This window comes from Ruegeria sp. CK2 (genome assembly GCF_056536585.1).
Map to the genome: position 1 here is coordinate 1 of NZ_JBQFPW010000018.1, position 13,388 is coordinate 13,388.

General features: G+C 53.5%; 12 protein-coding genes. 6 read left to right on the forward strand and 6 right to left on the reverse strand.

Going from position 1 to position 13,388, the window contains the following annotated elements:
• Positions 1-250 precede the first annotated feature (250 nt).
• Positions 251-1,930: a BCCT family transporter gene (locus ACR0BU_RS21320; RefSeq protein ID WP_300074392.1), complete on the reverse strand. Its 1,680-nt coding sequence runs from the start codon at positions 1,928-1,930 to the stop codon at positions 251-253.
• 366 nt (positions 1,931-2,296) lie between these two features.
• On the opposite strand from ACR0BU_RS21320, the gene ACR0BU_RS21325 reads away from it, so the two are divergent.
• The gene (locus ACR0BU_RS21325) at positions 2,297-3,229 is read left to right on the forward strand and encodes a LysR family transcriptional regulator (RefSeq protein WP_299084528.1); all 933 of its coding nucleotides are present in this window, start codon (positions 2,297-2,299) and stop codon (positions 3,227-3,229) included.
• A 424-nt stretch (positions 3,230-3,653) separates the two neighbouring features.
• Here ACR0BU_RS21325 and ACR0BU_RS21330 read toward each other — a convergent pair whose 3' ends face one another.
• From ACR0BU_RS21330 to ACR0BU_RS21345, 4 genes are all read right to left on the reverse strand, one after another.
• Positions 3,654-4,631: a 2-dehydropantoate 2-reductase gene (locus tag ACR0BU_RS21330; protein ID WP_480738897.1), complete on the reverse strand. Its 978-nt coding sequence runs from the start codon at positions 4,629-4,631 to the stop codon at positions 3,654-3,656.
• Between the two features lie 4 nt (positions 4,632-4,635).
• Positions 4,636-6,171, reverse strand: a complete 1,536-nt coding sequence (locus tag ACR0BU_RS21335) for an acyl--CoA ligase (protein ID WP_480738896.1) — start codon at positions 6,169-6,171, stop codon at positions 4,636-4,638.
• 57 nt (positions 6,172-6,228) lie between these two features.
• Positions 6,229-6,912, reverse strand: a complete 684-nt coding sequence (locus ACR0BU_RS21340) for a fumarylacetoacetate hydrolase family protein (RefSeq protein ID WP_480738895.1) — start codon at positions 6,910-6,912, stop codon at positions 6,229-6,231.
• Between the two features lie 187 nt (positions 6,913-7,099).
• Positions 7,100-7,780 carry a FadR/GntR family transcriptional regulator gene (locus tag ACR0BU_RS21345; RefSeq protein ID WP_299084540.1) on the reverse strand — a complete coding sequence of 227 codons (681 nt, stop codon included), beginning with the start codon at positions 7,778-7,780 and terminating at the stop codon, positions 7,100-7,102.
• Between the two features lie 139 nt (positions 7,781-7,919).
• Between ACR0BU_RS21345 and ACR0BU_RS21350 the strand changes: the two genes are divergently transcribed.
• The 5 genes from ACR0BU_RS21350 (at position 7,920) to ACR0BU_RS21370 (ending at position 12,666) form a co-directional block, all read left to right on the forward strand.
• Positions 7,920-8,840, forward strand: coding sequence for a fumarylacetoacetate hydrolase family protein (locus ACR0BU_RS21350; protein WP_480738893.1), 921 nt, complete (start codon positions 7,920-7,922; stop codon positions 8,838-8,840).
• Positions 8,841-8,965: 125 nt separating this feature from the next.
• Positions 8,966-9,925, forward strand: a complete 960-nt coding sequence (locus ACR0BU_RS21355) for an ABC transporter substrate-binding protein (protein WP_282120629.1) — start codon at positions 8,966-8,968, stop codon at positions 9,923-9,925.
• Positions 9,922-10,731 carry an ABC transporter ATP-binding protein gene (locus tag ACR0BU_RS21360; RefSeq protein ID WP_108859902.1) on the forward strand — a complete coding sequence of 270 codons (810 nt, stop codon included), beginning with the start codon at positions 9,922-9,924 and terminating at the stop codon, positions 10,729-10,731. The genes ACR0BU_RS21355 and ACR0BU_RS21360 overlap by 4 nt, the downstream gene beginning before the upstream one ends.
• Positions 10,728-11,600 (forward strand): ABC transporter permease, encoded by an 873-nt coding sequence (locus tag ACR0BU_RS21365; protein ID WP_109312708.1) that lies wholly within the window; start codon positions 10,728-10,730, stop codon positions 11,598-11,600. The genes ACR0BU_RS21360 and ACR0BU_RS21365 overlap by 4 nt, the downstream gene beginning before the upstream one ends.
• Positions 11,590-12,666, forward strand: a complete 1,077-nt coding sequence (locus ACR0BU_RS21370) for an Ldh family oxidoreductase (protein WP_480738891.1) — start codon at positions 11,590-11,592, stop codon at positions 12,664-12,666. The genes ACR0BU_RS21365 and ACR0BU_RS21370 overlap by 11 nt, the downstream gene beginning before the upstream one ends.
• A gap of 42 nt (positions 12,667-12,708) precedes the next feature.
• On the opposite strand, the gene ACR0BU_RS21375 is transcribed toward ACR0BU_RS21370, so the two are convergent.
• Positions 12,709-13,386, reverse strand: coding sequence for a GntR family transcriptional regulator (locus ACR0BU_RS21375; RefSeq protein WP_480738890.1), 678 nt, complete (start codon positions 13,384-13,386; stop codon positions 12,709-12,711).
• Positions 13,387-13,388: the final 2 nt, after the last annotated feature.

Here is a 13,388-nt window from a genome sequence, read left to right on the forward strand (position 1 = left end):
CCAAGAAGGAAAGGCAAATGAAGCACGCGAACGCCATAGACAACACCGGCTTCATGCCAAAGAAGTGCTGTGTGGAATACTTGAAAAACACAGGCTGAACAGTCTGTGAGTTCTCGCTTGTCTCGGCCGTGACGAGGCCTGCAACGCCTCGATCGATGGCGACCGGCAGTCTGTTCCGACCACATCTCAGAACCCCAAAATAGACTAAGGCCCCGGATGTTAACCGGGGCCCCAAGAGTTTCAGCGATGCTTATTCTGCTGGCATCGTCGAGGTTTCGGGATCAATGGTCGAGGCAACACCTGCGGCCTCGCGCCGACCGTCGTTCCAGATGGCCTTGATCAAAGCGATGCACATCAGCGCCATCACAATCGAGAACGGCAACGCCCCGATCACCATCGCGGTTTGAATGGCACCAGTGCCGCCGGAAATCAGCAACCCACCGACAACCAAAGCCAACGCAGCGCCCCAGAACACGATGTGCGGACGCGCCTTGGGACCTTCGTCGCCTGCAGCGTTGATCGTGTTGACGATCAAAACGGCCGAGTCAGCTGACGTTACCAGGAAGGTCATAAGCAAAACGACGATGACCACCGCCATTGCCCAGGCTAGGAACTGTGCAATCGGAGCCAGCATGAATTCTGTCATAGCAAAGATCTTGTCGCCATTTGCCGCATCCAGGATCACGCCATTCGCTTCGCCGTTCAGTTCCAAATCAATCGCTGTACCTCCTGCCCAAGCGAACCAGACAAAGCACATCAGCGAGGGAACAATCATCGCACCCAACACAAACTCGCGTATTGTACGACCCCGAGAGATGCGCGCCAGGAACAGTCCCACAAATGGTGCAAATGCGATCCACCAGGCCCAATAGAACACTGGCCACCAGCCCTGCCATTGAGCAAGCAGGAAGGATTCAGATCCTTCGACGCCATCAGATGCGTAGACGTTGAAGCTCAGCCACGGCAGAGCGACCAGGTAGTCCCAGATCCCTACAAAGAAGGCACTTGCTCCGAAGAACGTCGCACCAAAAATGATGAAGAAGCCTAACAGGAAGATCGACAACACCATGTTGATATTCGACAGCCATTTGATGCCTTTGCCAACGCCGGACAACGCCGACAATGTCGAGGCCCCCATGATGACTAAAAGCGCAACAATGATCCCAAGCGTCGTCGCTGAGCCATCAGCATGTGCCAATCCCCCAATCCCGATTCGCGTTAGACCCGCAACGAACTGCTCGACTCCGAACCCCAGCGTTTGAGCAACGCCTAGGATAGTAGCAACAACGGCCACAATGTCGATCACGTGACCGAGGTTACCGGACAGCGCTTTGCCAAACAGCGGCGTCAGCGACGACCGGATCGTCAATGGCAGCCCGCGCCGATAGCTGAAGAACGCCAGCGAAAGACCAGCAATTGCATAACACGCCCATGCGCCAAGACCCCAATGCAGATAGGACCACACATAGGCAGTTCTAACGTTGTCCGCATCGAGCGCCGTTGTGATACCTTGAATCACCGAGGGGTTGTTCTTGAAGTGCGCGACAGGTTCCGCAACGGCCCACGTCAGCATCCCGACACCGATCCCGGCGCCAAACATCATCGAAAACCAAGAGAAGTTGGAAAATTCTGGTTTTTCCCCTTCCACACCAAGCTTCAGACGCCCTCCGGTCGGCCAGATTGCCAGCCCGATACAAACGATAACAAACGCGGTTACGACCCAGATATACCAAGCGGCAAACTGGGCCAGAATGGCCGCGTTCCAATCGCCTAAGATTCTGCCGGCTTGAGTGGGCCACACAATACACCAGACCACCAGCAAACTGATAATGATCTTACTGATTACCGTCACGTTAACGCTGAACCCCCGATAGAAACCGTTTTCAGCGGTTTTTATCGGAAGTTCCGATAGTGGAGGCTTAACTGCCATATTCTTTTTCTCCCTGTTGCTGATCAAGCGAGTTGCAAGATCAAGTTGCTTCGACTTCAGCACCAAGCCGTGTTTGGATTAGCGGCAAACCATGTTGCCTAACTGAGGCAATAAAAAGCGGCAGACTGAACTGTGCATGCACGATCTGTTGAATGGGGATCGGCCCGCCAATTAAGGAAATCACTACGTCCAACGATGCAGTCAGCCGCCTTGCCTATTTGCATTGCTTTTGCAGTCTGGATTGTCTGATTGCGCCAGCACCCGGTCATGACTCGATCCCGTCTCTTTTTTGTCCGGGCGGCTACAAACACCCTGTGAAAGAGTTTTTGGTACATATTCGTGTAGTTTTGCAGTAGTTCAGTAATTATGGATGACATTAATAAAAATAATACCAACCTCAGCCGCAACCTTGTCGCCCTCTATGCGTTTGAATTGGTCGCGAAGCATGGAAACTTCACAAGCGCCGGAGAAGCGCTTGGCTTGACGCAATCTTCGATATCTCAACGGATCAAGGGTTTGGAGATCGATCTGGGCGTGGTACTTTTTAAACGAGAACACCGTGGCGTTTCACTAACCTATGAAGGGCTAAGGCTTCTCAACGTGGTCAAACCTGCAATGACTCAAATGGGCTATGCAGTTGGTTCATTGCTGGAACGTAAATCCAAACCGAGGGTCCGGATTTCTGCCGACTTCGCCTTCTCTACGTTTTGGCTGCTACCGCGTCTGGCCTATTTACGTGAAGAACTTGGGGACGAGATTGAAATTCAAATTCTGGCATCTACTGTGCCACCGGGCCTGGACGATACGGATTGTGATATACAGATCCATGTAGCACCTATAAGTCAGATTAAGCCTGGTGAAATTCTACTGTTGGAAGAGATCGTCGCAGCAATTTGCAGCCCCCAGCTATTAGAAAAGATAACACCAATTCGATCTTCAACAGACCTACTGGATGTTCAGCTTTTAAGCTTGTCAAAACCAGCCACCGCCGAGTGGCAAACCTGGCAGGGATGGTTTGATAGCCTGGGCATTACAGGTGAAAGAAAGAAAAATTATATCAGCTTCAACAACTACGACATGGTCACACAGGCTGCCTTGGCAGGAGATGGGGTCGCCTTGGGTTGGATCGGCCTAATTGATGGCTTGCTCAGCAATGGTTCGCTTGTGAAAGTCACAAATGACGTAGTCATGAGCGACGCTGGCTACGTCATGTCGCGGGACCCGGCCAATTTAGGTCGCGGTCCTCGTATGGTTTTCGACTGGATCGCGGACCAGGTTTTCTCAACACCTTCGGCATAGTGCTCCGCGTCGATGACGAACTCGCATCTAACCTATTGTTGCCGCCCAATACCCTATAGTGGACTACCAGTTGCTTTTCCCGAGTACTAGCAAGTTCTTCGTAAGTTTCGTGGAATCTCTTGCCAAGTCGGTCTTACAACTAGAGTAAGACCAAGCGGAGGCCCAAACTTGAACTTGAGGAATTTCTAACAGCCACCTTTGAAACGTCACAGACTTTTGACTCAATCGGCGACCAAAACCGCAAGAATCGAATAAATCGCGTCGTTGAATTCTGACCTAAACGTCAAGCATTTCTGACACGAAACGAGGAGCTGCCTGTCATCGAAGCTTCAGATAATCCCCCAAAGGTGCTGTAGGACATCTTCGAACCAGTCTCCGTTATCCGCCCTCAAGCCAAGCTCTTATGAAAAAGCTTAGAAAGACTTTAATACAGACCTGCGACCTTCGCCCTCAGTTTGATCAGTGATGCGACGGTGTCGACTATGGGCGTTGAGGTCCCTGTAAGTTGCCCCAGTTCTTGCACCGAAGAGACCAAGGCATCAATTTCCATCGGTCGGCGCAACTCCAAATCCTGCCACATAGAGGTTTTGTGCGCACCGACCGCCGCTCCCCCGTCGAGGCGTTTTTCAACATCTATCGGGAACTTAACACCAAGTTTTTCACCGACTTCCTGAGCCTCGAGCATCATTCCGCGTGCCACGGAGCGTGTGCCTTCGTCGGCACACAGGACATCAAGTGTTGAGTGGGTAAGAGCGGAAATTGGGTTAAACGACAGATTACCCCATAGCTTCAGCCAAATTTCGTCCCGAATTCTCGGCCTTACCGGCGCACGCAGTCCAGCGGCGGATAGTGCAGCCGAAAGCTTGGCAGCACGGTCTGATTTAGTACCATCGGGCTCGCCCAACGAAAAACGATTGCCTTCGATATGCTTGATTGATCCCGGAGCAATGACCTCGGCGGCAGGATAAACAACACATCCGAGGACACGATCTGGCCCAAAACCGTCCCATTGTACATTATCCGGGTCGACTGAGGCCAACCTCGTCCCCTCGTACGGGCTGCCCAGTTTGTGGAAGTACCACCAGGGCACCCCGTTCACTCCACTAACTACGGTTGTCTCGTCTGCAATCAACGGCTGCATTGAGTCTACGACTGCTGGGACGGAATGCGCTTTCAATGTGATGAAGACATAATCTTGTGGGCCGAGATCGGCAGCATTGTCTGAAGCGCGTATTGGAACGCTAACTGGATCCTGCCCTTCCTCAAACAGGGTCAGTCCTTTTTCCTGCATTGCCGCCAAGTGGGGACCACGCGCGACGACACTGACTTCTGTATCAGTTTGTGCAAGTTTCCCGGCAACGTAACCTCCGATAGCTCCGGCACCAAAGATACAAACTTTCATGTGTCTAAGCCTTTGCCAGTCCCAATTTAGCAGCTAGTCCGATCCTTTGTATCTTGCCAGTCGCGCCTTTTGGAATTTCTTCAAGAACAACCACCGAAGTCGGCACCTTGAATTTTGCGAGACGTGCGCCGACAAAAGCCCTGACCTCCTGACCTTGGATCGTCGCGCCTTCTGAAAGCACCACAGCTGCCGCTATGTCTTCACCCAGTTTTTCGTGGGGAACGGCAAAACAAACTGCCTGAGCAACGTCTGGGTGGCTTAAGAGTACAGCGTCAACCTCAAGTGGACTGATTTTCTCTCCACCGCGATTGATAAGCTCCTTTAGACGACCAGTCAGTCGCAGATAATTCTCTTCGTCGAATGAACCCTGGTCACCAGTGCGAAACCAAGTTTTTCCGTCCACTTCAAAGAAATTGTCGACATTTGCCTGCGGGTTGTTTTCGTATCCCGGCGTCACGTTCGGACCGCTGATAACGATTTCTCCGACGTCCCGCGAAGAGATCAGAACATTTTCGTTCTCGTCAGCAATTCTGACTTTGGGGCCTGCTGCTATTCCAACAGATCCGGGTTTTTGCGTGTGGGGAGTAAGAGGGTTGCAACACATTTGATGTGTCGCCTCAGTCATACCGTAGGCTTCGATGACGGGCGCATCAAAAGTTGCCACCAACTCTTCCATTACCGGGCCCGGCAACGAAGCAGAAGAAGACCGAAGAAAGCGCAACCGCGATTGCTCAATGATCGATTGGTTTCGTGCAGCTCGGGCAAGAATAGCTTGATGCATTGTCGGAACTGCGGTGTACCAGGTCGGATCAACTTCAGCGACCTGTGAGAAAAAACTAAGAGCGTTGAACCCGGGGGCGCAGCTAATTTGAGATCCAGCACCTAAAGACGCGGCAACAGCCGCAATCAACCCGTGGATATGAAACAGCGGCATAATACTCAGACAGCGATCGTCGATTGTCAGTTTCAAAGACGAAGCCACATTTCGCGCGGATGCGTAGATATTAGCCTGCGTCAGAGGGACGATTTTGGGGCGCGACGTTGTTCCCGACGTGTGCAGTATCAGGGCGACATCATCTTCACCCGGTGCGGATGTGTCAGCCGTGCCAATTGGGTCACAGGACAATATGGAGAACTGTCCGGCCGAATGTAAGCTATCGTGAGAGGCCCTCAAGATTGCGATGCCAAGGTCCCCAGCAGCCTTTACGGCAGGTCCATCGTCGTTTTCGTTTACAAATAGGGCCTTGGCCTTCAGATCCTTGAGGTAGAAAACGTATTCTTCGTAAGTGTACGCCGGGTTCAAAGGTGCCGTCGTCGCCACTTGGGCAACGGATATGAAGGCCGTCGCCATTTCCGGGCCATTGGGCAATACAATTGCCACTCGGTCGCCGCGACCTACTCCGATCTGATGGAGATCTTTTTTGACCTTTGCGCAAAGCTCACGCAGCCCGAGGTAGTTCAACCAAGATCGACCTGGGGCACCGATAGCATTTGCAGTGCCCGAATGGGGTGCGATCAATTCGGCGACTAAGTGGGGCATCTGGGATCCGTTTACACAAGCATTGGCCAATTTCGCGGAGAGGGTTCGGTCTGGTTGCTAAGTTACCTTGATAGTTAGGCTACCCAATTTGTCGACCGACAGCACCAATACATCGCCGCGGTTTACTGGACCGACTCCAGAGGGCGTGCCAGACAGGATAACATCGCCGGCAGCAAGTTCGAAGTAATCGCTCAGGTAAGATATCATTTCAGGGACTTTCCAGATCATCTGGTTCAAATCACCTTCCTGCCGAATTTCTCCGTTCACCGATAGGCGAATTGCGCCTTCGTCGAGTGGCCCAACATCTTCTACTTTGTGAACCGTTCCGCATGGAGCAGAGCGCTCAAATGCCTTCCCGATTTCCCAAGGACGACCCATTTTCTTCATTTCGCCCTGTAGATCTCGACGGGTCATATCCAGTGAAAGCCCGTAGCCGTAGACATGATCCAGAGCATCTTCCACAGAAATTTTCGTGCCACCGGATTTAAGCGCCACATACATTTCAGCTTCATGATGTACGTCCGAGCTGTGAGCAGGATATGGGAATTCTCCGGATGGATCGAGATTGTCAGGATTCTTTTGAAAGAAAAATGGGGGTTCACGATTTGGGTCGTGGCCCATTTCTATAGCGTGCGCCGCGTAGTTTCGACCAATGCAATAAACCCGACGTACCGGAAACCGGCCACCGCCTTCTACCGGTATTTCGTGAACCTTCGCCGCGGGAATTACATGATCGTGCATCGCTTTCCTCCTGAACGTTTCGTTGCCAAAGATCGGTTTGCCAATCTGTGGCCTTGTTCCGATCGATGCTGTGCCACGCCCGAAAAGACGTAGCTCTTGTCTCAGTCATCGCCAATGTGACCGTCGATTTGCAAGAGGTTCAGCCGCAGCTTAGCCCAACCATTTCCCAAATTGGTCGGGCTCTAGTTTAGTGGTCGGCCTCAAGACTAGCTGGCAACACACGGGAGTAAACGGATCTCAGATGAGCCAACATGGCCTGCGCCGCCTCTTCTCCGTCTCCACTCGATATCGCCGCCAGGATCAAGTCATGCTCTCGAAAGCTGGAGTAATCGTCGGGCGGCTTATAGGTTTTACGAGGTTGTCCCCACACAATGGACCTTCGAACGGAATTCAGAGTCTCGAAGAAATACAGGAAAAGCTGGTTACGCGTTGCCCGGGCTATCGCGTGATGCAAATTATTGTCCCATGCTTCATATGTGCGCCAGTCTTCTGCGGCTCGGCACCTCTCAACGCAGAGCCTCATTTGCTCGCGATCCGAACGCGTAGAATGAAGCGCGGCAAGGCGGCTAAGCTGCGGCTCGATGGTAAACCGAACACCCACAACCTGTTCTGGCTTGATCTGGTCACCCAGATAGGTCACGTCCGTCAGATTGAGAACCGGTCGGGCACCAACGAAAGTGCCCCGACCCACATGCCGCCAGATAAGCCCCTGCGCCTCAAGTTCAGCTAATACGCGCCTCAGCTGATTTCTGGTTGTGCCCAGCCATTGGCACAGTTCCCTTTCAGGCGGAAGCCTATCGTTGTGCCGGTATCCCGCATTGTCGATCAGGTCCCGGACACGTTGCGAAAGTTCTGTAGGCTCACTCACCTTGCCACCCAATTTGCTGATTGGTTGATTGATTGAAACGCCAAGTCGGCAAAAACTCAAGGGCAAAGGACAACCAAATCTGAGTCGCCTACCAAGATCGGTGACCTAAGTTGGCGCCAGCATGTAGGAGGAGAGCCAAGTGCGTTTAGCGACCGTTTCAGTAGATGGCAACGCCGTTTGTGTCGCAATACTTGCTAACGGAAGCAGGTTGGATGTTTCGCGTGCGATTAAGATGCTCATGCCGGATACGGTTCTTGATGTAAGCACGATGCAGCTGATTATCGAAGGCGGTCAGACCGCGCTTGAGGCGTTGAACGCCGTTGTTGTCGCGGGTGAGGCAGGCGAACTCAAGGACTTGCTCGTCCCCGAAGACGCGCCTCTTCTGTCGCCCATTCCCACGCCACGTAAGAACGTTTTCTGCGTGGGGCGAAACTACGCTGAGCACATCGCAGAAGGCGAACGGGCGCAAAAAGAGAAAATCGGCGTCACCGAACATCCGGTTTTCTTTACCAAGCCGCCGACCTCGGTCGTTGCACCAGACGCCGACATCCTACTTTTCCCTTCGGTGTCGCAGTCCATCGACTACGAAGTCGAGTTGGCAGTCGTGATAGGGAAGCGCGGGCGTAACATCACCAAGGCAGATGCGTTTAATCATGTCTTTGGGTATTCTATTCTGAACGACATAACTGCCCGTGATATACAGCGCCGCCATGGCGGCCAGTACTTCAAAGGCAAAGGGCTTGACGGATCTTGCCCAATTGGTCCCTACATCGTGACCGCCGATGCCATCAGCGATCCGCAAGCTCTGTCGATCGGACTGACCGTTAACGGTGAGCAGCGCCAAAACGGGATGACGTCGGACATGATATTCGACATTCCAACGTTGATCGCATCCTTGTCAGAAGGCCTGACACTGGAACCGGGAGACATCATTGCGACAGGTACGCCATCAGGCGTCGGATACGCAATGGAACCGCCGCAGTTTTTGAAAAACGGGGACGTCGTAGTTTGCGAGGTTTCCGAAATCGGCACGCTAAGGAACACAGTGCGCGCCGTATAATGGCTCCTACGCAGCAATCGCTGTGAGGCGTCAACATTCAAGGGAGGAAGACTACAATGATGAACAGAAGGACTTTCACAGCGTCCCTGCTTACTGCTGTTCCGGTAGCAGGAGCACTAGGAACAATGGGTTTTGCGCAAGACTTGCGTGAAATCACTTTCGTGCAACCCAGCCCTTCGGCAATCAACTCATTTCCTGTGTTTGTCGCCATTGGAGAAGGGTACTTCGCAGATGAAGGATTGAACGTGACAGTCGAGGCAATCAACGGCTCAGGCGCCGTGCTTCAGGCGTTGTCTGCTGGGCAAGCGCATTTCGGTCGCCCTGGACCCGGACCTCTGATTGCAGCGCGGTCGCGCGATGTGGATGCCGTACATATCTACAACGTGGCAGCGCGCAGCAACTTTGGCATCGCAGTGCCAGAAGATTCTGCAGTCCAAAGCGTTGAGGAACTGCGTGGAAAGGTTATCGGAACCGGCACCGCAGACGGTGCCGAAGTGGGTTTTGCACGCAACGTCTTGACCGGTGCAGGTATGAAAGAAGGTGAGGATTTCACATTTCTTACCGTTGGCGACGGCGGTCCTGCGACTGCAGCTTTCCTGAACGGTGAAATCGACGCTTATTCTGCTTCGACGGCAGATACAGCAATCCTGAACCAGCGCGGAATGAAAGTGCGCGACATCACGCCTGCGGAATTCGGGCGTTTCTTCGGAAACGGTATCGCCACAATGGCTGACACAATCGCCAACGATCGCGAATTGGTCGAGGCCTGGAGCCGCGCGTTCGCACGTGGCCATGCCTTTGCTCTCGATGATGCTAACCGTGAAGCTGTGCTGAAGCATCTGGCGGACGGCAATCCGCAGGAAGGCGAAGACAAAGAATTCCAGGCCGCGCTGTTCGATGCCGTACGCTCGAAGACCATAGCAGCGGATCCAAGCAATGGTCTGGGATGGTACCCCGCCGAGGTTTGGCAAGAATGGCAAGACGCACTTGTCGCAGGCGGCGAAATTCCGGGACCGCTTGATGACTTGAGCGCGGCCTGGACCAATGAATTTGCCGCCATTGGCAACGAGGCCGCCAGTAAATGAACGCTGCAGCCGCACAAGAGTTTTCCGGCGCGCCTTTGGGCACGCCGGTCTACGAATTGACCCATTTAAGCAAGACCTATGCCCGCAATCTTGTTGTTGCGCTTGAGGACATAAATCTGACGCTGCGGAAAGGAAGCTTCACCTCTGTCATCGGGTCCAGCGGCTGCGGAAAATCGACTCTGCTCAAGATCATGGCGGGTCTGATCCCTCCCACCAAAGGGCGCGTGATCCTACAAGGACTGCCAGTAACTGGACCCCGTCGGGACATAGGTATGATGTTCCAGCAAGCGACGCTTTTTCCCTGGAAAACAGCAGTGGAAAACATCGTGTTGCCAATCGAAATCCGCGACGGCAAGGCAGCCGCCAAACAAGCAATGGGCAAGGCTCACGAACTTTTGGACATCGTGGGTTTGAAGGGATTCGAAAACGTATACCCGAATGAATTGTCGGGCGGCATGGCTCAGCGCGCCTCAATCTGCCGTATGTTGATCACTGAACCAGCTGTGCTTTTGTTAGACGAACCATTCAGCGCGCTGGACGAGCTGTCACGTGACATGATGAATATGGAACTGCAGCGGATTTGCCATGAACAGGATGCGACTGCTTTTCTTGTAACGCACTCTATCCAGGAAGCCGTGATATTGTCCGACGAAATCGTCGTGTTGAAACCACGCCCAGGCAGGATTGCCGAGATCGTGAAGGTCGACCTGCCACGCCCACGCACGTTGGATATGATGACCACGCCCAAGTTTGGCGCTATTGTGGACTACATTCGCGGCCTCCTGGATAAGGGAGAAGAAATGTGAGCGACGTTCATAACCACTCACCTTCCCTAAAAGATTCTGACACCGCAGAAGACACGGTATGGGAACAGAAAATTCACTTTATCGACTCGGTCCCACGCTGGCTGGCGATGACCTTTGTCTTCGTGGTTTTCGTGGGCACATGGCAAAGTGTCACGAGCCTTGGGCTGGTTTCCCCAATAATTTTGCCGACACCGATGGAAACCCTGAAAGATATGATCTTCGTGGGACAAAACCTATTGACTGGCGGCTACATGCTTGGGGCGCTGTGGATCACAATCAAAGAAGTTATCTATGGTTTTGCGCTGGCAATCGCGATCGGTTTTTCGCTGGGCGTATTGGTGGGGGAAACGGCATTTGGTGAAAAGGCAGTGATGCCTTACCTAGTGGCCATAGATACCATGCCAAAGGTGGCATTTGCCCCACTCTTTGTAGCGTGGTTAGGCTTTGGCATTGAATCAAAGGTCGCGCTCGCTGCTTTTATAGCGACTTTTCCAATCGTGGTGGGTACTGCGGCTGGACTACACGCCGCCGACGAAAACGCGCGTATGCTTTTCAAGACGATGGGCGCAAGTCGGATGCAGACATTGTTCAAGATGAAACTGCCGACTGGCCTGCCGCAAATTTTCACCGGCCTCAAGATCGGAGCAGTCGGCGTAATGGCTGGTGCGATCACAGGGGAATTCCTGGGTGGTGGTAAGGGATTTGGCGAACTTATCCGAGTTGCGGCCTCGCAGCTCAACACGCCGCGCGTCTTCTCGTTGATCCTGTATCTCAGCCTTGTTGGTCTGGTGGTATTTGCGTCGGTGGTTTGGACACAGCGTAAATTGGTGTTCTGGCACAAAGAACAGGTGGGAAGAGATGACTTCTGAGCCTGTGAAAATAGACTGCCACACCCTGCGTGAATTTGTGGCGGCCGCGCTCGAAACTCGAGGTGTGCCAAAAACAGATGCGGACAAGGTGGCCTCGCTGATGGTCGAGGCCGACATTTATGGCTACGGTACGCATGGTGTTTTTCGCCTGCGCCAGTATCTTGCCAGACTGGCAGGGGGCGGCTCTAATCCTACGCCAAAAGTCACTGTAGAACATGAGACTGTCGCAACCGCTTTGATCGACGGAGACGATGGCCTCGGCCATCTGGCTATGTCGGCGGCGCGGGATCTTGCAATTGAAAAGGCTAAAGCGGCCGGTATCGGGTGGGTCGGTGTTCGGCGCGGCAACCATGCAGGACCACTCGCACTTTATGTGCGTCCACAAGCCGAGGCTGGGTTGCTTGGTATGGCAGCAGCAGTGGGCAGCGCGAACCATGTCCCGCCCTATGGCGGAAGCGATTTGCTTCTTGGCACCAATCCCATTGCTTTTTCCGCCCCCGTCGATGGCCCCGACCCGTTTGTGTTTGATATGGCGACGACTGTGGCCGCGATGGGTAAGATCAAAACCCTGTTGCAGCAAGGCAAGCCTATGCCCGAGGGCTGGATGGTTGGGCGTGATGGAAACCCATTGACGGACCCCGCCCTCAAGTCAGAAGGATTTCTTTTGCCGATCGGCGGTCCGAAAGGGTTTGGTCTTTCCGTAGCAATCGGGTTGATGGCCGGGGTCTTGAACGGCGCGGCCTTCGGCTCTGATGTGGTTAACTTCACCTCAGACACAACTTCGTCCACGAACACAGGGCAATTTGTAATGTCGCTTGATCCGGCAGCTTTTGGATTGGACAAAGACTTTGCTTCTAACGCAGCCCGCGTGTTTTCTGAAATGCGTGCATCTCCTCCCCTGCCCGGTCATGATCCCGTGCGCCTGCCGGGCGACGGCAAAACGGCCGCCGCTGAGGGTCGCCGCAAAGACGGTGTTAGGCTTAACCCGGCCCTATGTAGGGACCTCAACAAACTTGCCTTGGACTGTGGGCTGACGCCCCCGTTTCTTGGTCTAAAGACTGACTAGCCGCGTATCCGAGGGAAGCTGGTAGTCGACTTCGGCCAGTCGTTACTTAAGCAACTCATCCTCAGCCTCCAGCGCTTTCACAAGGGCCGAAAGTTTGTTCATCATGTGATGCTTCATGGACTTTCCAAGCCCATCTGTATCGCGAGCCCTGAGTAACTCCATCATGGCTTCATGTTCGTCAATGGCCTGCGCCCAGCGCTCGTCCGACAAGTTGGCCATAAAACGTGCGCGGCGGACCCGTGCGGCCAAGAGCTTGTGGTGGCTTTCGAGGATATCGTTCCGCGCGCCACGTATCAGTGCCTGATGAATGTCCTGATTGGCCTTAAAATATGCCTGTCGGTCATGTGACTTATAGGCTTTCAGCATATCGGCGTGGCGACGTTCGATTAGTTCAATTTCAGCGGAATCCATATGCTGACATGCCAACTCTCCCGCCAGTTGCTCAAGCGTCGCAAGCACTGGAAACGTATTCTCCAATTCCTCTCGCGTGACACTTGCGACGCGGGCCCCCCGGTTGGCTTGAAGTACCACAAAGCCTTCTGATGCAAGCACCTTTAAAGCTTCTCGCAAAGGTGTCCGTGAGACCCCCAACGAGTCGCAAAGCTGTTTCTCGGGCACTTTTTCACCCGGCTTTAGAACATCTTCGACAACCAGGTTACGCAGCCTTTCGACCAGTTCTTCATGAAGGGTCGGGCGTATAATGCTGTCCGTCAGGCTCATTT